The organism is Tsukamurella sp. TY48 (genome assembly GCF_019656655.1).
GTDB classification, from domain to species: domain Bacteria; phylum Actinomycetota; class Actinomycetes; order Mycobacteriales; family Mycobacteriaceae; genus Tsukamurella; species Tsukamurella strandjordii.
The window spans coordinates 1,080,520-1,099,275 of record NZ_BPMV01000001.1 but is presented as its reverse complement, the minus strand read 5'-3'; the positions used below and the strand labels follow the sequence as shown (position 1 = coordinate 1,099,275).

General features: G+C 69.5%; 23 protein-coding genes. 13 read left to right on the top strand and 10 right to left on the bottom strand.

Translation table 11 applies throughout. The features are described from left to right. Window positions 1-3 precede the first annotated feature (3 nt). The 3 genes from TTY48_RS05355 to TTY48_RS05345 all read right to left on the bottom strand — a co-directional run bounded on the left by TTY48_RS05355 (window position 4) and on the right by TTY48_RS05345 (window position 1,886). Complete coding sequence (locus tag TTY48_RS05355) at window positions 4-885, bottom strand: hypothetical protein (RefSeq protein WP_220656519.1); 882 nt, start codon at window positions 883-885, stop codon at window positions 4-6. Window positions 886-991: 106 nt separating this feature from the next. Beyond that, the gene (locus TTY48_RS05350) at window positions 992-1,423 is read right to left on the bottom strand and encodes a histidine phosphatase family protein (RefSeq protein ID WP_220656518.1); all 432 of its coding nucleotides are present in this window, start codon (window positions 1,421-1,423) and stop codon (window positions 992-994) included. 10 nt (window positions 1,424-1,433) lie between these two features. Further along, window positions 1,434-1,886, bottom strand: a complete 453-nt coding sequence (locus tag TTY48_RS05345) for a histidine phosphatase family protein (RefSeq protein WP_220656517.1) — start codon at window positions 1,884-1,886, stop codon at window positions 1,434-1,436. Window positions 1,887-1,925: 39 nt separating this feature from the next. Between TTY48_RS05345 and TTY48_RS05340 the strand changes: the two genes are divergently transcribed. The 4 genes from TTY48_RS05340 to TTY48_RS05325 all read left to right on the top strand — a co-directional run bounded on the left by TTY48_RS05340 (window position 1,926) and on the right by TTY48_RS05325 (window position 4,176). Further along, a complete protein-coding gene (locus TTY48_RS05340) occupies window positions 1,926-2,135 on the top strand; it encodes a hypothetical protein (RefSeq protein ID WP_220656516.1) in 210 nt (69 codons plus the stop codon). Between the two features lie 4 nt (window positions 2,136-2,139). After that, complete coding sequence (locus TTY48_RS05335; RefSeq protein ID WP_220656515.1) at window positions 2,140-2,493, top strand: RNA-binding S4 domain-containing protein; 354 nt, start codon at window positions 2,140-2,142, stop codon at window positions 2,491-2,493. Between the two features lie 73 nt (window positions 2,494-2,566). Further along, entirely contained in the window at window positions 2,567-3,595 is a 1,029-nt protein-coding gene (locus tag TTY48_RS05330) for an MBL fold metallo-hydrolase (protein ID WP_220656514.1), read from the top strand. Window positions 3,596-3,645: 50 nt separating this feature from the next. Then, on the top strand, window positions 3,646-4,176 hold the full coding sequence (locus TTY48_RS05325) for an N-acetyltransferase (protein ID WP_220656513.1): 531 nt from the start codon (window positions 3,646-3,648) through the stop codon (window positions 4,174-4,176). Here the strand turns inward: TTY48_RS05325 and TTY48_RS05320 are convergent. The 3 genes from TTY48_RS05320 to TTY48_RS05310 are packed head-to-tail and all read right to left on the bottom strand — an operon-like array spanning window position 4,077 to window position 6,602. After that, window positions 4,077-5,696, bottom strand: a complete 1,620-nt coding sequence (locus TTY48_RS05320; protein WP_220656512.1) for an adenylate/guanylate cyclase domain-containing protein — start codon at window positions 5,694-5,696, stop codon at window positions 4,077-4,079. The two genes, TTY48_RS05325 and TTY48_RS05320, sit on opposite strands and share 100 nt — an antisense overlap. Window positions 5,697-5,706: 10 nt before the next feature. Continuing rightward, entirely contained in the window at window positions 5,707-6,204 is a 498-nt protein-coding gene (locus TTY48_RS05315; protein ID WP_220656511.1) for an SRPBCC family protein, read from the bottom strand. After that, a complete protein-coding gene (locus tag TTY48_RS05310; RefSeq protein ID WP_255585509.1) occupies window positions 6,201-6,602 on the bottom strand; it encodes a helix-turn-helix transcriptional regulator in 402 nt (133 codons plus the stop codon). The genes TTY48_RS05315 and TTY48_RS05310 overlap by 4 nt, the downstream gene beginning before the upstream one ends. 101 nt (window positions 6,603-6,703) lie before the next feature. Between TTY48_RS05310 and TTY48_RS05305 the strand changes: the two genes are divergently transcribed. From TTY48_RS05305 to TTY48_RS05285, 5 genes are read left to right on the top strand one after another with little or no spacing between them, the layout of a single operon-like run. Beyond that, complete coding sequence (locus TTY48_RS05305; RefSeq protein WP_220656510.1) at window positions 6,704-8,107, top strand: amidase; 1,404 nt, start codon at window positions 6,704-6,706, stop codon at window positions 8,105-8,107. A gap of 2 nt (window positions 8,108-8,109) precedes the next feature. After that, window positions 8,110-9,558, top strand: coding sequence for an ABC transporter substrate-binding protein/permease (locus TTY48_RS05300; protein ID WP_220656509.1), 1,449 nt, complete (start codon window positions 8,110-8,112; stop codon window positions 9,556-9,558). Next, window positions 9,555-10,310 (top strand): amino acid ABC transporter ATP-binding protein, encoded by a 756-nt coding sequence (locus TTY48_RS05295; RefSeq protein WP_220656508.1) that lies wholly within the window; start codon window positions 9,555-9,557, stop codon window positions 10,308-10,310. The genes TTY48_RS05300 and TTY48_RS05295 overlap by 4 nt, the downstream gene beginning before the upstream one ends. 43 nt (window positions 10,311-10,353) lie before the next feature. Further along, window positions 10,354-10,989 (top strand): MSMEG_1061 family FMN-dependent PPOX-type flavoprotein, encoded by a 636-nt coding sequence (locus tag TTY48_RS05290; protein ID WP_220656507.1) that lies wholly within the window; start codon window positions 10,354-10,356, stop codon window positions 10,987-10,989. Between the two features lies 1 nt (window position 10,990). After that, a complete protein-coding gene (locus TTY48_RS05285; protein ID WP_220656506.1) occupies window positions 10,991-11,821 on the top strand; it encodes a PhzF family phenazine biosynthesis protein in 831 nt (276 codons plus the stop codon). A 44-nt stretch (window positions 11,822-11,865) separates the two neighbouring features. On the opposite strand, the gene TTY48_RS05280 is transcribed toward TTY48_RS05285, so the two are convergent. Together TTY48_RS05280 and TTY48_RS05275 are read right to left on the bottom strand one after the other, a co-directional pair. Beyond that, window positions 11,866-13,014, bottom strand: coding sequence for an amidohydrolase family protein (locus tag TTY48_RS05280; protein ID WP_220658460.1), 1,149 nt, complete (start codon window positions 13,012-13,014; stop codon window positions 11,866-11,868). Between the two features lie 5 nt (window positions 13,015-13,019). Then, the gene (locus TTY48_RS05275; RefSeq protein ID WP_220656505.1) at window positions 13,020-14,252 is read right to left on the bottom strand and encodes a PTS transporter subunit EIIC; all 1,233 of its coding nucleotides are present in this window, start codon (window positions 14,250-14,252) and stop codon (window positions 13,020-13,022) included. A 106-nt stretch (window positions 14,253-14,358) separates the two neighbouring features. Between TTY48_RS05275 and TTY48_RS05270 the strand changes: the two genes are divergently transcribed. The 4 genes from TTY48_RS05270 (at window position 14,359) to TTY48_RS05255 (ending at window position 17,353) form a co-directional block, all read left to right on the top strand. Then, window positions 14,359-14,586 (top strand): PTS glucose/sucrose transporter subunit IIB, encoded by a 228-nt coding sequence (locus tag TTY48_RS05270; protein ID WP_304941241.1) that lies wholly within the window; start codon window positions 14,359-14,361, stop codon window positions 14,584-14,586. Further along, window positions 14,583-15,035 (top strand): PTS glucose transporter subunit IIA, encoded by a 453-nt coding sequence (locus TTY48_RS05265; protein WP_220656504.1) that lies wholly within the window; start codon window positions 14,583-14,585, stop codon window positions 15,033-15,035. Before TTY48_RS05270 ends, TTY48_RS05265 begins: the two co-directional genes overlap by 4 nt. A 234-nt stretch (window positions 15,036-15,269) precedes the next feature. Continuing rightward, window positions 15,270-16,544, top strand: a complete 1,275-nt coding sequence (locus tag TTY48_RS05260; RefSeq protein ID WP_220656503.1) for a DUF445 domain-containing protein — start codon at window positions 15,270-15,272, stop codon at window positions 16,542-16,544. A gap of 5 nt (window positions 16,545-16,549) precedes the next feature. After that, window positions 16,550-17,353 (top strand): Abi-alpha family protein, encoded by an 804-nt coding sequence (locus tag TTY48_RS05255; protein ID WP_220656502.1) that lies wholly within the window; start codon window positions 16,550-16,552, stop codon window positions 17,351-17,353. Between the two features lie 3 nt (window positions 17,354-17,356). Here TTY48_RS05255 and TTY48_RS05250 read toward each other — a convergent pair whose 3' ends face one another. Together TTY48_RS05250 and TTY48_RS05245 are read right to left on the bottom strand one after the other, a co-directional pair. After that, a complete protein-coding gene (locus TTY48_RS05250; protein WP_220656501.1) occupies window positions 17,357-18,103 on the bottom strand; it encodes a GntR family transcriptional regulator in 747 nt (248 codons plus the stop codon). 55 nt (window positions 18,104-18,158) lie between these two features. Then, a complete protein-coding gene (locus TTY48_RS05245; protein ID WP_220656500.1) occupies window positions 18,159-18,740 on the bottom strand; it encodes an alpha-ketoglutarate-dependent dioxygenase AlkB in 582 nt (193 codons plus the stop codon). Window positions 18,741-18,756 lie beyond the last annotated feature (16 nt).

The window sequence follows — 18,756 nt, the reverse complement described above, 5'->3', positions numbered from 1 at the left end:
CCGTCATCCATTCGCTATCACCAGCTTGTCGATTGCATCCTGCAATGCAGCTCGAACGCGATCTTCGAGTGCGACTTGAGCGCGTATCCACCCCGGATCTGGTGGCGGGTTGACGGAAGCGGCACTTCCGGATTGTTTTGATTGGTTGGGCCCAGTGGGTAGCCATTGAAAGTTGATGGGAGTGGTGGAAAGTAGATACATCTGATCAGGGGTGAGCCTCCAGAAATTGTTGAGTTGGACCAGTTCGGCTAGTGAAACGATGTGGTCGGGAGACACGGCGGGAAGACCTGATCTATTGCGACCAATAGTCTGCCCTGGGTAGGCGGGGTTCGGGTCGCCGATCTTGGGCTTCGGTTCGTTTTGGAGAATGACATTTCCGAATTCCTTCGGCTTCTTAGGTGAGGCGCCGCGAAGGGAGTCATAGATCGATCTGAGTGGCGATGTCTTCGGAACCTCGGGTTTTCCTGAGGGCTTCCGACTGATCGGTGGGGTCTGCCAGTTCGGCGGTATTGCTCTCTTACCCGCGTCAAGTTTGTCGCGGATGGCATCTGGTGCCCGTGTCTCCACCGGTGCGCCGCCGGGAACCGTCTTCGCGACCGAGGCTGTAGCTTCTGTGCATGCGATCACCCTCGATTTGAGGGCTGCTTGCTCGGTGTCGAGCTGGGCCTTCTCTGCGTTGTACGCGTTGTACTGCGCCATCTGATCGGGGAGAAGGAACTGGTGTGGCGCCGCATTGTGTGCGGCGATCCTATCGCCCAGCGACCGCATCGCCGCTTCTACGCCTGGGCAGACATCGCCCGGGCCTGCATTGGCAACCGTTGTTGGAAAGACGCTCAGCAGAACCAGGCAGAGCATTCCTGCCACCGCTGCCAGCACACGTTTCACTCGATACACGACATCCCCCAATGTCTTGACCGATGATTCTGCGGCACACTATATGCGAACGATTGCTCGGGCGCGCGGGGTCGGGTGTGTGCCCGGAGCTGCCTGGTCAGCGAGGGATGTGAAGTTCCGCGTGACCATCCTCGACAACCGCGAAGGCGGATGTGGGGAACTTGGTCAGAGTGAAGGTGGGATCGAGCAGCTGCGCCGCATCGGCGACGCCCGGCTCGTGCCCCACCACCAGCACGGTCTCCGCCTCGCCGCGCTCGGCGTCGACGATCGCGAGGATCTCCTCGCCCGACGCGCCGTACAACTCGCCCAGGTACCGCACCGGCGCGTCGACCTCGGTCTGCGCCAGCGTGGCGCGGGCGCGTTCGGCGGTCGAGCACAGCACCAGATCCACGGTGTGCCCGTAGCGGCGGATCGCCGTGCCCGCGAGCTTGGCCTGGCGCAGCCCGCGCGGCGCGAGCGGCCGGTCGTGATCCTTCACCTTGTCGGGGTAGGCGGACTTTCCGTGCCGCAGCAGGATCAGGGAGGCCATATCGGGCATCCTACGGGGTGAAGGCGTCGCGCAACCGGCCCGAACCGGGCGTCACGGGACCGTCGTCCAGGTCGAGTAGCACCACGGTGCCCGGCGCGAACCCGGGCAGCTCGGCACCCGGGTCCAGCAGCGCCGCGGCCTCGGGGAGCCCGGGGAAGTGGCCCACCACGAGCAGCACGGGCACATCGCCCGGCACGCCGTTGATCTCGTCGAGCACGGTCTGCCCGCGGCACTCGTACAGCGCCTCGGTCGCGGTCATCGGACAGTCCAGTTCCGTGGCCCGGAAGGTCTCGACGGTGCGCCGCGCGGCCGAGACGAGCGCCTGCGCCGGGACCAGCCCCTGATCGCGCAGCCAATTCGCCGAGCGGAGGGCCTGCTCGTGGCCGGTCGCGGTGATCGGGCGGGCCTCGTCGGGCACCGACATCCCGGCCTCGCCGTGTCGCATCAGCGCCAGCACCGTCATGCCCCCATCCTGCCCGATATGTGCCGGTACATTGGTGTCATGGCAGGAAAACAGCTGGACCCGGCGCGCAAGCAGGCCGCACTGGAGGTCGTGAAGCAGCACCCCGGCATGGTGGCCGCGATCGCGGCGCCGGCGGCGATCATCGTGGTGATTGGATTCGTCGTCAACCCCGCGATCGGCCTGCTGCTGCTCGTCGCGTTCGGCGTGCTCGGAGCGGTCGGCGTCTCGCGGCTGCTGCGTAAGCGCTAGGCCCGTGCGCGTCGACGCCTGGCTGTGGGCGGTGCGGCTGACCAAAACGCGGTCGGCCGCCGCCACCGCGTGCCGGGGCGGCCACGTGCGGGTCAACGGCGCCACGGCGAAACCCGCCCAACACATCGTGGTGGGAGACGAGGTGCGGCTGCGGCTCGGCGGCCGCGAACGGATCGTGGAGGTGGCCACCCTCATTCCCAAGCGGGTGGGCGCCCCCGTGGCCGCCACCTGCTACCTCGACCGCAGCCCGCCCCCGCCGCCGCGGGAGATCGTGTTGTCGATGCCGCAGCGCGAGCGCGGCGCGGGCAGGCCCACGAAGCGCGAACGCCGCGAGACCGACCGCCTGCTCGGCCGATAGGCCCGATTTCTCCACCGACGTCCGAATCTGGTAGAGCTGAGAAGATCTACTGATACGGAATGTGGTGGCGCGGATGACCGAACTGGCGAGCTGGACCGAGGCGGGCCCGCACGAGGTGGCCCCCGGTCTGTACCGGATTCCGCTGCCGCTGCCCATCACGGGGCTGGTCGCCGTGAACGCCTATCTCGCCGCCGGACCCGACGGTGTGGTGCTCGTCGACCCCGGGTGGGCCACCGACGAGAACGAGCGCGCGCTGACGCAGGCGCTCGGCGAGCTCGGCTTCGGGCTCGACGACATCGCGCTCACCGTGGCCACCCACCACCACGGCGATCACTACTCGCAGGGATGCCTGTGGAGCGACACCCGCGGCACCCCGGTGCTGATCGGGCGGGGTGAGGCGCCGAGCATCCTCGACTACTCGCGGGATGCGCCGGTGCGCTTCCCCGTTCAAGTCGGGCAGCTGCGGGAGGAGGGCGCGCACGAGCTCGCCGACCGGATCGCGGGCAGCGGCGTGCCGAACGTCGAATCCAACGCCCGGATGGCCGCCCCCGACGGCTGGCTCGACCACGGTGACCGCATCGACCTCGCCGACGGCACCCTCGACGTGATCGCCACACCGGGACACACCCGCGGCCACGTGATCCTGCGGCACACCGCATCCGGCGCCCTCATCACGGGCGATCACGTGCTGCCGCGGATCACCCCGTCGATCGGTTTCGAGTGGTCGCCCGAGGAGTCCCCGCTGAGCTCGTTCCTGGCCTCGCTCGACGCCACGCTGGGCCTGGCCGACGGCGTCATGCTCCCTGCGCACGGTCCGGTGCTGCCGGGCACGCACGAGCGGGTGCGGGAGCTGATCCTGCATCACGAGGAACGGCTGGCCGAGGTGCTGGACCAGCTGGGCGACGGCCGGGACACCGCGTTCGCGATCGCCGGGGCGATGCACTGGACCCGTCGCAAGCTCGCCCTCGACGAGCTGCCGGTGGAACACCGGATGATCGCGGTCGGCGAGATCCGCGCCCACCTGGAGGTGTTGCGCGAACGCGGCGATGTCGCCGTGGTCACCGACGACGGCGTGCGCCGGTACGTGGTGGCTCGTCGATAGGCTCCATCGCGTCGCGGGTCCGCGACGCTCGCCGTACAGGAGGAACGCCCATGTCGCCGACGGTCCGCACCGCGACCCCCGCGGACGCCGCCGCGGTCGCATCGCTCGCCGCGCGCACCTTCCCGCTGGCCTGCCCGCCCGAGCTGGAGCGCGAGCACATCGACGCGTTCATCGCCGCACACCTGGGCCCGGATCGATTCGCCGAGCACCTCGCGAACGCGGATCACCGGGTGCTCGTGATCGACGGTGCGCGGGGCCCGCTCGGCTACGCCCTGGTGCTGCACGGCACGCACCCGGAGGGGCCGGAGCAGTGGCGCGAGCGGCCCTCGTCGTACCTGTCCAAGCTGTACGTCGACCCGGAGCAGCACGGCGGCGGCGCCGCGCGGGCGCTCCTCGACGCGGTCCGTGCCGATGCCGAGGCGATGAGAACGGCGGGCGTCTGGTTGAACGTGAACCGGGACAACCTGCGCGCCAAGCGGTTCTACGCCAAATCCGGATTCGTGCGCGCGGGGGAGAAGCCCTTCACCGTGGGATCGACCACCTTCGTCGACGACATGCTGGTGCTCGCGCCGGGAGCGTAGAGCCGGGTGGGCACCTCGCGCCCGCGGAGCGTGACCGCGTCGGTGAAGGCCCAGTGCTGCGATTCGGATTCGCGGGCCGCGGTGATCGCGGCCTCCGCCGCCACCGGCAGTGTGGTGTCGCGCTTGGCCACCTCGGACAGCCGGGCGGATTCGTTGACCGGATCGCCGATCACCGTGTACTCGTAGCGTTCGATCGCGCCCACGTTGCCCGCGACCACCGTCCCGAAGGAGACGCCGATGCCCGCCGTCAGGTCGGGGACCGCGGAGGGCAGCCGGGCGGCGATACCGCGCGCCGCACGCAGCGCTCCGCCGGCCGGATCGGGATGGGGGAGTGGGGCGCCGAAGACGGCGAGCACGGCATCGCCCTCGAACTTGTTGACCAGCCCGTCGTTCGCTTCCACCTCGGTGACGATCACCTCGAAGAAGCGGTTGAGCAGTTCGACCACCTCGGTGGCGGGCTTCTGCCGGGCCAGGGTGGTGGACCCGACCACGTCCACGAAGATCACGGCCACCACCTGCTCGGAACCGCCGAGCTGGACGCCCAGGCCGAGTGCCGCATCGGCCACATCGCGCCCCACGTGCCGGCCGAACAGGTCCCGGAGTCGTTCGCGCTCGGCCAGTCCCGCGGTCATGGCGTTGAAGCCGGCCTGCAGTTCGCCCATGTCGGAGCCGTCGAAGATGCGTACGGAGACGTCGGTGTGGCCGTCGCGCACCTGCCGGATGGCGTTGCCCAGCACGCGCAGTGGCGCCACCAGTGTGTCGGTGTTGAGCAACGTGAGCAGCGGTCCGGTGAGCAGTGCCACGCCGCCGAGGGCGGCGACGGCGATGAAGATGTCGAGCTTGGAGGTGTCGTCGCGGAAGGTGCCGAAGGCGGCAACCAACACGATGCCCAGGATGGGGACGCCCGAGCCGATGGCCCACGCCGTGGCCGCGCGCATGCGCAGCCGGCCGCGGCGCGGTGCACGGAACCCCGCCTCGAGCGCCTGGGCGGCCGCGGGGCGCAGCGCGAATTCGGTGATCTGATAGGAGATCGCGCAGACGACCACACCGCTGAGTCCGGTCACCAGCGCGATCTTGGGGATGAGCTCGGGGTCGATGGAGCCGTACCCGACGGTCATGACCACGGTGCCAACGGCCCACAGCGCGGCCTGCAGCGCGGTGAGCCGCCAGGGCGCGGTGAGTGCGGCCTTGGCCTGGGCGGCGGTGGGCTCTTCGCGCCGGATGGACCAACGCAGCGATTGCACGATCTTGACGGTGCCGATCGTGGCGCCGAGCACGAAGGCGATACCGATGTAGAGCGGCACCACCAGGAAGTTCATCCACCACGCGTCCCACGGGATGGGCGGCTGGGGGATGCCGACCACGGACAGCGTGATCGCCAGGCCCACCCCGATGAGGTTGGCCACGATCACGCCGACCGTGATCACCAGTTGCACGCGCAACCGCGTCAGACGCGAGCTCTCCTCGGTGGAGCCCAGGAGGATCGACCCGTAGTCGGCGCGCAGCCGCGGCAACTTCATAGACCAGAAACTACAGGTCTCCGGCCTCGAGGAGGTCGTCCAACTTGGCGTAGCCGTCGACGATGCCCACCTCCATGCCGCTGGCGAGCATGCCGTCGCGGCTCTCGAAGCTGTCGAGCAGCGAGGTGGAGCGCAGCCGGGTGCGGCCGTCGCCCAGGTCCTCGAAGGTCATGGTCTCCAGGGAGACCGACTCGGGCATCCCGTCGTAGGTGAAGGTCTGCACGATCCGGTCGGGCGTCACGTCGTGGAAGCTGCCGTGGAAGCAGAACTCCTCGCCGTCCTTCTGACCGTGGCGCACGCTGCGGTACGCGTAGCTGCCGCCGGTGCGCGCGTCCCAGTGCACGATCTCGGTATCGATGTCGGACGGGCCGACCCACTTGGTGTAGACGTCCGGATCGGTGTGTGCGCGATGCAGCTGCGCCGGGGTGGCGCGGAAGTCGCGGGTGATGGTGATCGACGGGACGGTGGTCGAGGCCTCGATGCCGGTCTCGGCGTTGGTGGTGGTCATGATGCTGCTCCTCGTTGTTCGGTAGTGGTGGTGGGGTTCTCTTCGTCGTTCATGTCGGCCAGCACGGCGTCGAGGCGCTGGTAGCGCTCCTCGGCGCGGCGCCGGTACCGCTCGATCCACCCGTTCATCAGGTCGAAGACCTCCGCTTCCAGGTGGGCGGGGCGCGCCTGTGCGCGCCGGGTCCTGCTGATCAACCGGGCGTTCTCCAGCACGGTGAGGTGCTTGGACACGGCCTGGATGCTCACGTCGTAGTGTTCGGCGATCTCCGTCAGGGTGGCGTCGCCGTCGGCGAGCCGGGCCACGATGTCGCGCCGGGTGGGGTCCGCCAGGGCGGCGAACGCCTTGGACAGGTCGTCGATGTCGTCGTTCGTGGTCCCGCCTCCTTCGTATTCAACCAATCTGTTGAATACGACGGTACGCCCGCCTCGCGCCTAATTCAACCCCTTGGTTGAAAAAGGTTCGTTGTCCGGGACGGACCCCGCGGTGCTAAGAACAACGCATGCGTGTCACCGCTTACACCGACGATGCCCTCACCGGATTCGACGCCCTCGGGGCCGCGGAGGCGGTGCGCAGCGGGGCGGTGGACCCGCGCGAACTCACCGCCGCGGCGATCGCCCGGGCCCGCGCGGTGGAGGAGCTCGGCGCGGTGGCGTACGCCGCCTACGACGATGCCGAGCAGGCGACGCCCCGCGGCGGGCTCTTCGGCGGCGTTCCCACCTTCGTCAAGGACAACGTGGACGTCGCGGGCATGCCCACCTGCTTCGGGTCGGCGGCCTTCACCCCGAAACCGGTGAAGCGCTCCTCGCCGCCCGCGAAACAGTTCCTGGCACAGGGATTCACGGCCCTCGGCAAATCCCAGATGCCCGAGTTCGGGCTCACCGCCAGCACCGAGTTCGCCGGCGGGCGGCCGCCCGCGCGCAACCCCTGGGACACCGACCGGTCCGTCGGCGGATCGTCCGGCGGCACCGCCGCGCTGGTCGCCGCGGGCGTGGTTCCGATCGGGCACGGCAACGACGGTGGCGGCAGCATCCGCATCCCGGCCGCCTGTGCCGGGCTGGTGGGGCTCAAGCCCTCCCGCGGCCGGATGGAGGATCAGCCCGGTGTGCGCCAGCTGCCCGTGAACCTGGTGACCGAGGGCGTGCTGACCCGGACGGTGCGCGATACCGCGCACTACCTCGCCGCCGCGGAGGCCTACGCCCCCGCGGCGGGCCTGCCCCCGATCGGGCTGGTGCGCGGACCGTCGGACCGGCGGCTGCGGATCGGCGTGATCACCCGCGACATCCGCGGGCGGGAGGTGCATCCCGAGGTCCTCGACGTGGTGCTCTCCGCGGCACGGGTGCTCAGCGACGCCGGGCACACCGTGGAACCGCACGCGCTGTCCATCGACGAGCGGTTCATCGACGATTTCACGCTGTACTGGTCCGCCATGGCCGGCGCCGAGGTGGGGATCTCCAAGGCCGCCAACGGCCGCGGCTTCCGGCCCGCCGAACTCGACCCGATGACCACGGGCCTGCTGGCGATGCTCAAATCGTCGGCGCTGCGGCTCGGTCCCGCGATCGCCCGGCTGCGCCGCACCTCCGAGCTGTACGCCCGCCAGCTCGACACCTACGATCTGTTGCTCAGTCCGGTGCTGGCGACCCCGGCCCCGCTGCTCGGCGAGATGTCGCCCGATCAGCCCTTCGAGGAGCTGATGGCGAAACTGGTGGACTACGTGGGCTTCACCCCGGTGAACAACATCGCCGGCGCGCCGGCGATCGCCGTCCCGCACACCCTGATGCCCTGCGGACTGCCCGGATCGGTGCAAGTGTGGGGCGCGGGCCCCGGCGACGAGGCCACCCTGCTCGACGTGGCCTATCAACTGGAGGGCCTCTCGCCCTTCCCGACTCTCGATCCGAGGACCTGACGATGCCGATGCTCCGGCGCGTGCTCGCCGCGCTGTTCGCCCTGCTGGTGGTGGCCGGCCCGCTGCCCGCGAACGCCGAACCGGCGCTTCCCGATCCGGGTGTGCTGCGGGTGGGCACCGAGGGTGTGTACCAGGTGTACAGCTACCACGATCAGGACGACAAGCTCACCGGCTACGACGTGGAGATGATCACCGCCATCGCCCAGAAGATCGGGTGGCGGGTGGAATTCGTCGAGACCCCGTGGGATTCGATGATGGCCGCGCTGGAGGCGAACCGCTTCGATCTGGTGGCCAACCAGGTGACCTACAGCGACGAACGCGCGGCCAAATACGCCCTCTCCGATCCGTACCTGCAGACCGGCGGCTCGATCCTGGTCCGCAAGGACGACACCTCCATCACCTCGCTCGCCGATCTCAAGGGCAAGACCACCGCCCAGAGCGTCACCAGCAGCTGGTCCGGCGTGGCCGAGAAGGCCGGCGCGAAGATCGAGGCGGTCAACAGTTTCACCGACGCCGTCAACGTGCTGGCCCAGGGCCGGGTGGACGCGGTGGTCAACGACACCGGCGTGGTGCGCAACTACCTCGCCGTGAACCCCGGTGCCCCGGTGAAGATCGCCGCCGAGACCCCCGACAAGTCGCAATCGGTGTTCGCCGCCCGCAAGGGGTCGGCGATCATGACCGAGGTCAACCGCGGGCTCGCGGAGATCCGCGCCGACGGCACCGCCGAGCGGATCTCGCAGAAGTACTTCGGTGCGCAGGCCGAGAGCCGCGCCGCCGCGGGCGGATCGTCGAGCACCTGGGACATGGTGCGCCGCAACCTGGTCCCGCTGGCCGAGGCCACCGTCACCAAGACCATTCCGCTCACCGCGATCAGCTTCGTGATCGGGCTCGCGATCGCCCTCGGGGTGGCGCTGGCGCGGATGTCCAAGCGCCGCGCGGTGAGCGGTCTCGCCCGCGCCTACATCTCGATCATCCGCGGTACCCCGCTGCTGGTGCAACTGGTGATCATCTTCTTCGGCCTGCCCCTCGCGGGGATCTCGATCGATCCGTTCCTCGCCGCGGTGGTGGCCTTCTCGCTCAACGTGGGCGGCTACGCCGCCGAGATCATCCGTGCCGCGATCGGCGCGGTGCCGCGCGGCCAGTGGGAGGCGGCCACCACCATCGGCATGGATTACCGCACCTCACTGCGGCGCATCATCTTGCCGCAGGCCTCCCGGGTCGCGACGCCGCCGTTGGCGAACACGCTGATCTCCCTGGTCAAGGACACCTCGCTGGCCTCGACCATCCTGGTCACCGAACTGTTCCGCACCGCGCAGATCGCCGCCGCGCCCACCTACGACTTCTTCGTCATGTACGTGGTGGCGGCCTGTTACTACTGGGTGATCTGCCAGGTGCTCAGCTTCGTCCAGTCCTCGCTGGAGACCCGATTCGAAAGGTACGTGGCGCGATGACCGACCTGATCTCGGTATCCGGCCTCACCAAGTCCTTCGGCGATGCGCAGGTGCTGCGCGGGGTCGACTTCACCGTGCCCGAGGGCACCGTGACGGTGATCATCGGACCGTCCGGTTCCGGCAAGACCACGGTGCTCCGGTCGCTCAACGCGCTCGAGATGCCCGACGGGGGCACCGTCACCGTCGGGTCCGAGACCGTGGACTTCGACGCCGGCGCACCCGATAAGGCGTCCCTCGCCCGGTACCGCGCGCAGAGCGCCATGGTCTTCCAGTCGCACAACCTGTTCCCGCACAAGACCGCGCTGCAGAACGTCACCGAGGGCCCCGTCGTGGTGCAGAAGCGTCCGGCCGGTGAGGCGGACGCCGAGGCCCGCGAGCTGCTCGCCCGGGTGGGCCTGGCAGACCACGCCGACAAGTACCCGCACCAGCTCTCCGGCGGGCAGCAGCAGCGCGTGGGCATCGCCCGGGCTCTGGCGCTGCGGCCGAAGGTCGTGCTGTTCGACGAGCCGACGTCCGCGCTCGACCCCGAGCTCGTGGGCGATGTGCTGTCCGTGATGCGCGATCTCGCCACCGAGGGCCGCACCATGGTGGTGGTGACCCACGAGATGGCCTTCGCGCGCGATGTGGCCGACCAGGTGCTGTTCGTCGACCGCGGCGTGGTGCTGGAATCCGGACGGCCCGCGGACGTGATCGGGGCGCCCACCCAGGAGCGCACCCGCGAATTCCTCGACCGCATCCTCAACCCGCTCTGAAAGGCGTTTCCGTCGCGGGGGCCGCGCCGCCTATCGTGGACGCATGGAGCACGTCCGTAGGCAGGTGACCACGGAGGTCGAGCTGCGCGAGCTGATCCCGCAGCCGATCGACCGGGTGCGCGACAAGGTCCGCACGGAGCTCACCGATGTGCATCGCGCCTTCCTCGCCGCATCGCGGCTGTACTTCGTGGGCACCTGCGACGCCGGCGGCAACCTCGACGTCTCACCCAAGGGCGATCCGGCGGGGTCGGTGTTGGTGCTCGACGAGCGCACCGTCGCGCTGCCGGACCGGCCGGGGAACCGGCGCGTGGACGGCCTGAAGAATCTGCTGCAGGACCCGCACATCGCGGTGGAATTCGTGGTGCCCGGGCGCGGCGACACGCTGCGGATCAACGGCACCGCGGTGGTGCTCGCGGACGCCGAGTACGCCCCGCTGATGGCGGTGCAGGGCAAGCTGCCGCTGATGATCACCGAGGTGGCGATCGACGAGGTCTTCTTCCACTGCAGCAAGGCCTTCCTGCGCTCGGAGGCCTGGGACCCGTCGAGCTGGCCCACCGAGGACGACGATCACGGGGTGCCCCGCCGCGCCGTGATCGCCAAGAAGCTGGAGCGTCCGGAGGAGCCGATGGAGGAACTCGACCGCTACTACGGGGCCGGGTACGGACGGGACCTGTACTGACATGCACCGCTTCCGACAGGTCGACGTCTTCTCCGCCGAGCCGCTGCTCGGCAACCCCGTGGCGGTGGTGCACGACGCCGACGATCTCACCGACGCGCAGATGGCGGCCTTCGCGCGCTGGACCAACCTGAGCGAGACCACCTTCCTGTTGCGCCCCACCGATTCCGGTGCCGACTACCGGTTGCGGATCTTCACCCCCGGCGGCGAGCTCCCCTTCGCCGGGCATCCCACGCTCGGCAGCGCGCACGCCTGGCTGGAGGCCGGGGGACACCCGGCCGGGGCCGGCACCGTCGTACAGGAATGTGCGGCCGGGCTCGTCCGGCTGCGCCTCGGGGACACCCTGGCCTTCGCGGCACCGCCCCTGCGGCGCAGCGGATCCGTCGATGCCGCGACGGTGGCGCGGATCGCCGCCGGCCTGCGGGTGCGGCCCGACGAGGTGCGCGCCGCCCAGTGGGTGGACAACGGCCCCGGCTGGGTGGCGGTGTTGTTGCCCGATGCCGATGCGGTGCTGGCCCTGGACCCGGACTTCGCTGCGATGGGTGAGCTGCAGATCGGCGCCGTGGGCCGGTACCCGGGCGGAGGGGAGTGCGCCGTGGAGGTGCGCGCCTTCTGCCCCGACCTCGCCGTCCCCGAGGACCCGGTGACCGGCTCCCTCAACGCGGGCCTGGCGCAGTGGCTGATCGGTGCCGGCGCGCTGCCGGAGCGCTACATCGCCTCGCAGGGAACCGTTCTCGGACGCCGCGGGCGGGTGCACGTGGAGCGGATCGACGGCGACATCTGGATCGGCGGCGCCACCCGCACCACGATCACCGGCGACCTCGACCTCGCCTGAGTGCAGCCGACCCTCCACAGGGGTGGCGTGTCCCTAGGGAGGCGTCAGACGATCTCGATGCCGGCGCGCAGCACGCGGCGCAGCGCGAGATCGGAGCCGAGCTCCAGCACGTCCGCGCGCAGGCCCGGGGCCAGCTCGCCGCGATCGGTGAGGCCCAGCAGCCGGGCCGGCGTGGTGGCACCGGCGCGCGCCGCATCGGCGAGGGGGACACCGGAATCGCGGACCGCGCGCACGGCGACGTCGAGCACGGAGGCGGTGCCGCCCGCGATGGCGCCGGGCGTGCCGTCGGTGGTGGTCAGGCGCGCGACCCCGCCGCCGACGGTCACATCGAGCGGACCGAGCGTGTACTGCCCGTCGGGCATCCCGGCCGCCTGCATGGCGTCGGAGATCAGGGCGATGTGGTCGGCACCCACGGTCGCGAAGACCATGGCCACCGTGCCCGCCGCCAGGTGCACGCCGTCGCCGATCACCTCGGCCACGGCCCGGCCCTCGCCCGCCACGGCGAGCGCGGCGCCCACCGCGCCCGGATGCCGGTGATGCATCGGGTGCATGCCGTTGAACAGGTGGGTGATGCTCACCGGACCCTGCGGCGCGGTGAGCGCGGCGGCCACGGTGTCGTAGTCGCCGGCGGTGTGCCCCACCGAGACCACGGCGCCGCGCTCGGACAGCAGCCGAGCCAGTTCCGCGAAGTGCGGGGTCTCGGCGGCCACGGTCATCGAGGCGATCCGGCCGTCGGCCGCGTCCAGCAGGCGGCGCAGCAGGTCCGGGTCGCCGTCGATGATGTACCGCGGATCCTGTGCGCCGCACACCTCCTGCGCGAGGAAGGGGCCCTCCAGGTGCAGGCCGGCCACGGTGCCCTCGTCCACGAGCGGCGCCAGCACGGCGATCCGCTCCAGCAGCTTCTCGGGCGCGGCCGAGACGAGCGAGGCGAGCAGCGTGGTGGTCCCGCGCAGCAGGTGGTGCCGCGCGGCCGACCGCGCGCCGTCGGCATCGGAGTCCGGGAAGCCGAAGCCTCCGCCGCCGTGGCAGTGCACGTCGATCATCCCGGGCAGGTACACCAGATCCGACGGTGCGGGGAGGTCGGCGGCGGGGAAGGCCGAGGCCGGTCCGACCTCGGTGATCGTCGGGCCGGTCAGGGCCACGACACCGTCGTCGATGGTCCCGGACGGGGTCACGACGGTGCCGCGCAGCAGCTCGGTCAAGCGGTCACCTCGGCCTCGTCGTCGTCCTCGCGGCCGGGGGTCTTCAGATTCCGCCGCTTGATGATGAAACTGAACGAGAAGTAGTAGATCACGGCGTAGATCAGGCCCATCGGGATGATCCACAGCGGGTTGGTCGCCTTGCCGAAATTCAGGACGTAGTCGATGAATCCGGCCGAGAAGGTGAAACCGTGATGGATGTCGAGCCAGTTCGCGATCAGCAGGGAGCTGCCGGTGAGCAGCGCGTGGATCAGCAGCAGCGGCCAGGCGACGAAGATGAAGGAGAACTCCAGCGGCTCGGTGATGCCGGTGAGGAAGCTGGTGAGCGCGACGGAGACCATGATGCCGCCCACCGTCTTGCGGTTCTCCGGCTTGGCGCAGCGGTAGATGGCGAACGCCGCGGCGGGCAGGCCGAACATCATGATCGGGAAGAACCCGGTCATGAACGTGCCGGCGGTGGGATCGCCCTGGAGGAACCGCGAGATGTCGCCGTGCACCACTTCACCGGTCGACGTCGTGTAGTCGCCCAGCACGAACCAGACCACGGAGTTGATGATGTGGTGCAGGCCGAGCGGGAGCAGCAGCCGGTTCACCGCGCCGAAGACGCCGCCGCCCACCACCGAGTTCTCGGCCACCCAGGTGCCCAGGCCGGTGAGCGCCCAGTTGAACACCGGGTAGGCGAAGGACATGATCACGCCCACCACGATGGCGCCGGACGCGGTGAGGATCGGCACCAGGCGGCGGCCCGAGAAGAAGCCGATGTAATCGGGCAGCTTGGTGCGGTAGTACCGCTGCCACAGCACCGCCGACATGATGCCGATGACGATGCCGCCGAGCACTCCGTAGTCGACCACGGCGGGATCGCCGGCCTTGTCGACCTTGCCGGCGAGCACCACCGGCGACATGGCCTTCTCGACCGCCTGGAAGGAGAGGTACCCGACCAGCGCGGCGAGTGCGGTGGAACCGTCGGCCTTCTTGGCCCAGCCGATCGCGATGCCCACCGCGAACAGGATCGGCAGGTTCGAGATGAGGGCGTTGCCCGCGCCGCCGATCACCGCCGCGACGGTCTTCATCGAATCGAAGCGGCCCAGCATGTCGTCCTGGCCGAGGCGCAGGAGCAGTCCGGCCGCGGGGAGGACCGCGATCGGCAGCATCAGGCTGCGGCCGAGTTTCTGCAGACCGCTCAGATCGAGCCGCCGTGCTGATATACCGGATCCGGATGAGGAACTCATTTTTCGCTCCTGTCGCGTGCAGGCCCACTAGGATGACGACAGGTTATAACCAGTTGGGGCTGCGCGAGTCGCTTTCCCCACAACTCTCGATCAGGAGGCGGCGATCATGGCCACTGCGCAGGACATCGTGGACGGGCTCGGCGGTGCGGACAACATCGAAGAGGTGGAGGGCTGCATCACCCGCCTGCGGTGCGAGGTGAAGGACACCTCCAAGGTCGACCAGGCCGCCCTGAAGAAGCTCTCGCACGGCGTGATGGTGGCGGGGTCCGCGGTCCAGGTGGTGGTGGGACCGACCGCCGATGCACTCGCCGAGGACATCCAGGACCTGCTGTGACGGACGTGCTCGCCCCGGTGACCGGGCGGCTCGTCCCCCTCTCGGCCGTGCCCGATCAGGTGTTCGCGGGCCAGATGGTGGGTTCCGGCGTCGCGATCGAGCCGGCGGACGGTGCCGACGGTGCCGACGTGGTGGTGGTCTCGCCGATCGCCGGAACCGTGCTCAAGCTGCATCCGCACGCGGCCATCGTGCTCGGCGCCGGTGCCGGAATCCTGGTGCACGTGGGGATCGACACCGTGAATCTGCAGGGCGAGGGATTCACTCTGCTCGCCGCCGAGAAGGCGACCGTGGCCGCCGGGGATCCGCTGATCTCGTTCTCGCCCGCACTGATCCGCGAACGCGGACTCAGTGCGATCTGCCCCGTGGTGCTCATGGATTCGAAGCCGGACACGATCGCCGCTCCGGCGGAGCGCGATGTGGCCGCCGGAGATGTGATCTTCTCGGTCTGAACCCGAAAATGCCTGCCGGGGAATCGATCCCCACGTCGACAGCGTCGAATCCGGCGATGCGTGATCGACAGACGGTCCAAACCTCTCACTTCATTGAGTACAGTTGCCCGCGAAGTGTGGTGATTGGCGGTCGGGAATGATTCGTGGGACGGATTGTTTCGCGGTCCGGCGGCGGTACGGAGGATATGTGGTGAGCGGGGCGAAGGCGGTCTACGGACCGATCGGGTGCGCGTGGTGAATTGGCACCTGATCGAGCAGTTGATCACCATTCCGCTGTTCACCGGCATCATCGGTTACATCACCAACTGGACCGGCATTCTCATGCTGTTCGAGCCGAAACGTTTTTACGGCGTCAAGGTTCCCGGGGTGGCCACCCTCTATCCGTTCCTGCCCCGCCGGGTGCAGGTGATCCCGGCCATCCGGGCCGACGGCAGGGTGGGCTGGCAGGGCATCGTCCCCTCCCGCGCCGAGAAGATGGCGAGCATCGCCGTGGACAAGTCGTTGTCCAAGGTCGGAAGCATTGCGCAGTTCTACGAGGTGATGGATCCGGAGTACATCTCCGAGCAACTCACCCGCGCCGCGCTGCCCGAGATCCCGTCCATCGTCGAGGGGATCATGCGGCGCGAGAATCCGCGGCTGTGGTACTCGCTCCCCGAGGACGTCCGCCTTCTCGTGTACCGCCGGGTGGCGGCCTCGTTGCCCACCGACGTCCGAAAGATCACCTCCACCATCGGCGAGAACATCGACGATTACATCGACGCGAAACTGATGGTGATCCGCTACCTCTCGGCGAATCCGAAGGTGCTCAAGGACATCTTCTACAACGTCGGCCGCAAAGAATTGTTGTTCATGCAGAACTTCGGATTCTATTTCGGATATCCGATGGGTTTCGTTCTGGTTGGTCTACTCCATTTCTTTCCCTACTGGTGGCTGCTGCCGGTGGGCGGGATCGTGATCGGCTACGTGGTGAACTACGTGGGCCTGACGATGATCTTCGAACCGCTGCATTCGAACCGCTGGGTGCCGTGGCGCCAGGGACTGTTCCTCAAGCGTCGCCAGGAGATCGCCGAGCAGTACGCCACCGTGATGGCCGATCAGGTGGTCACCGTGGAGAACATCTGCGACGAGTTGCTCCACGGCCCGCGGTCGGACCGCACCCGCGCCACCGTCGAATCCGTGCTCCGCGATTCGGTCGACAAGGCCTCGGGCTGGGCGCGCGGCGTGGTCAAGCTGTCGGTGGGTTACGACACCTACGAGCGGGTGCCGCAGCTGGCCGGAGCGGAGGCCATCAAGGTGGCCGAGCAGACGGTGAGCGATCCGGAGTTCGCCGCCCAGCAGCAGACCAAGGTCCGCGAGTTCGTGGTCGCACGGATGAGCATCCTGCGGCCCGAGGACCTCAGTGAGCTGCTGCGCTCGGCCATCAAACAGGACGAGTGGCTGTTGTTCCTGCACGGCGCGGTGCTGGGCTCGGCGGCCGGGTTCCTCCATCTAGCGATTTTCGGAGTGTGACAGACGTGAGCGAGAAGTCCCGGTCGACCACGACCCCCGCGGCCGACGCCGAGGGGCGCGAACTGGTGGCGCGCGATGCGCAGGTCCCCGAGACCGCGGACCGGCAGGAGGAATCCGGCGGGCTGCTCGGCCTCGTGGGCCGGGCGTCGAACTCGGCGTTCAGCTTCGGCCGCGAGGTGGGCGGCTCGGCGCAGCGCCTCACCCGGCACTTCGTCTCCGAGGCCGAGCATCTGGTGGACGTGGCGCGCACCGTCGAGCAGGTGCCGCACGTGGTGGTGCACGGCGAGGTGGTCGACGACGACGATCCCGACGACGAGCCCACCGGCCCGAGCCGGGACGAGCTGCGGCGCGCCGGCGACCGACTGCTCGCGCGCTCGGCGGCGAAGGCGTGCACCGAGGGGCCGCACCCGGCCTACGCCCACATCCTCGAGCAGATCGCGCCCGACGAGGCCCGCATCCTGCGACTGCTGCACCGCGAGGGCCCGCAGCCCGCCGTGGACGTGCGCACCAACCGGCCCTTCGGGGTGGGCTCGGAGACCGTGGCCGCGGGCCTGTCGATGATCGCCGAGGTGGCGGGCTGCCGGCACCAGGACCACATCGCGGTGTACCTCGGCAACCTGCACCGGCTGGGCCTGATCTGGTTCTCCAAGGAGCAGGTGCAGGTGCAGCGCTACGAGCTGCTGCAGGTGCAGCCGATGGTGGTGGAGGCGATCGGCAACGCCGGACGGTACGCCAAGACGGTGCGGCGGCGGATCGAGATCACCCCGCTGGGAACCGATTTCTGCGCGACCTGCTTCAGTTTCGCCTAGCCGCTACTGGGCCGGATCGGTCACCGTCATCTGCACCCGGTACCGGTCGGATCGGTACCAGGAGTACGAATGCTCCACTCGCGCCGCGCCGGAGAACGAGACGCGGTCGAAGGCCAGTAGGGGAGCGCCGGCGGGCACGTCGAGCAGGCGCGCCAGCTCGCCCTTCGCCGCGATCGCGCCGATCGACTGCTCGGCGTGGTCGATCGGCCGGCCGTACTCGATCCGCAGCAGTTCGTAGATCGACTGCGTCAGTTCGTGTTCCGTCAGGTCCGGCGCCACGAACTCGGGGTACCAGGCGTCGTCCACGGACATCGGCACCCCGTCGGCGATCCGCAGCCGCTTGACGTGGAAGGCGCGGTCGGCCGCGCGCAGCCCGAGGGCCGAGGTGGTCGACGGTGGCGGCACCCGCAGCTCGGTCTGCAGCACCGTGGTGGTGGGGACGCGGCCGAGCCGGCGCATGTCCTCGTGGAAGGATGCGAGGTGCAGGTGCGAGCGCGCGGGGTGATCGGCCACGAAGGTGCCCTTGCCGCGGATCCGCACCAAGGTGCCCTCCGCGACGAGCTGGCGCAGCGCCTCCCGCACCGTGATCCGCGAGACCCCGTACTCCTCGCACAGTTGCCGCTCACTGGGGAGCGCGGACCCCGGAGCCAGCTCCGCGGCGCAGCGCTTCTCGATGAGCGCGCGCAACTGCTCGTGTTTGGGGACCGGGCCGTCCGAGATCGCGACCGTCCGGGCATCGTTCGCGGACATAACCACATCTTGGCACACGAGGTAATGACCAGTATGCGATTGGTGGGGTTGCCCGTCAGCGCACCCCGGCCACCCGGAACTGCACGCTGATCCGGGGCCCCGCATCGGGCACCTTCGGGACGGCGTGCTCCCACGTGCGCTGCGCCGAACCGCCCATCGCGAGCAGATCGCCGTGCCCCACCGTGAGCCGCGTGCTGGCCCCGCCGCCCCGCGGGCGCATCAGGAACGGGCGGGTGGAGCCGAGGGAGACGATCGCGACCACGGTGTCGTGCGTGGCGCCGCGACCGATGGTGTCGCCGTGCCAGGCCACCGAATCGGACCCGTCCCGGTACAGGCACAGGCCCACGGAGGTGAAGGGCTCGCGCAGATCGTCCCAGTACATCTCGGTGAGCCGGTCCCGCGCCGCGCCGAGCGCGGGATGCGGCAGCTCCGCCCCGGTGTCGTAGTAGCGCAGCAGCCGCGGCACAGGAAGCGTGCGGTCGTACATGCGGCGGCGTTCCTCGACCCACGGCACATCGCGGGCGAGCGCGGCGAACAACTCGTCCGGCTCCGGCTGCCAGCCGGTGCGCACGTCCAGCCACGCCCCGTCTTTCAGTTCCCGGCGCTGCGCAGCCACCTCGAACAGACCGTCCTGCATGCCGCCGACGGTACGC

What these genes read in the sequence shown, in the direction of transcription:
- TTY48_RS05250 (WP_220656501.1), bottom strand. Translation starts at nt 18,103, where the DNA reads ATGTCCGCGAACGATGCCCGGACGGTCGCGATCTCGGACGGCCCGGTC.
- TTY48_RS05340 (WP_220656516.1), top strand. Translation starts at nt 1,926, where the DNA reads ATGGCAGGAAAACAGCTGGACCCGGCGCGCAAGCAGGCCGCACTGGAG.
- TTY48_RS05275 (WP_220656505.1), bottom strand. Translation starts at nt 14,252, where the DNA reads ATGAGTTCCTCATCCGGATCCGGTATATCAGCACGGCGGCTCGATCTG.
- TTY48_RS05330 (WP_220656514.1), top strand. Translation starts at nt 2,567, where the DNA reads ATGACCGAACTGGCGAGCTGGACCGAGGCGGGCCCGCACGAGGTGGCC.
- TTY48_RS05300 (WP_220656509.1), top strand. Translation starts at nt 8,110, where the DNA reads ATGCCGATGCTCCGGCGCGTGCTCGCCGCGCTGTTCGCCCTGCTGGTG.
- TTY48_RS05315 (WP_220656511.1), bottom strand. Translation starts at nt 6,204, where the DNA reads ATGACCACCACCAACGCCGAGACCGGCATCGAGGCCTCGACCACCGTC.
- TTY48_RS05320 (WP_220656512.1), bottom strand. Translation starts at nt 5,696, where the DNA reads ATGAAGTTGCCGCGGCTGCGCGCCGACTACGGGTCGATCCTCCTGGGC.
- TTY48_RS05345 (WP_220656517.1), bottom strand. Translation starts at nt 1,886, where the DNA reads ATGACGGTGCTGGCGCTGATGCGACACGGCGAGGCCGGGATGTCGGTG.
- TTY48_RS05245 (WP_220656500.1), bottom strand. Translation starts at nt 18,740, where the DNA reads ATGCAGGACGGTCTGTTCGAGGTGGCTGCGCAGCGCCGGGAACTGAAA.
- TTY48_RS05325 (WP_220656513.1), top strand. Translation starts at nt 3,646, where the DNA reads ATGTCGCCGACGGTCCGCACCGCGACCCCCGCGGACGCCGCCGCGGTC.
- TTY48_RS05290 (WP_220656507.1), top strand. Translation starts at nt 10,354, where the DNA reads ATGGAGCACGTCCGTAGGCAGGTGACCACGGAGGTCGAGCTGCGCGAG.
- TTY48_RS05305 (WP_220656510.1), top strand. Translation starts at nt 6,704, where the DNA reads ATGCGTGTCACCGCTTACACCGACGATGCCCTCACCGGATTCGACGCC.
- TTY48_RS05295 (WP_220656508.1), top strand. Translation starts at nt 9,555, where the DNA reads ATGACCGACCTGATCTCGGTATCCGGCCTCACCAAGTCCTTCGGCGAT.
- TTY48_RS05350 (WP_220656518.1), bottom strand. Translation starts at nt 1,423, where the DNA reads ATGGCCTCCCTGATCCTGCTGCGGCACGGAAAGTCCGCCTACCCCGAC.
- TTY48_RS05270 (WP_304941241.1), top strand. Translation starts at nt 14,359, where the DNA reads ATGGCCACTGCGCAGGACATCGTGGACGGGCTCGGCGGTGCGGACAAC.
- TTY48_RS05285 (WP_220656506.1), top strand. Translation starts at nt 10,991, where the DNA reads ATGCACCGCTTCCGACAGGTCGACGTCTTCTCCGCCGAGCCGCTGCTC.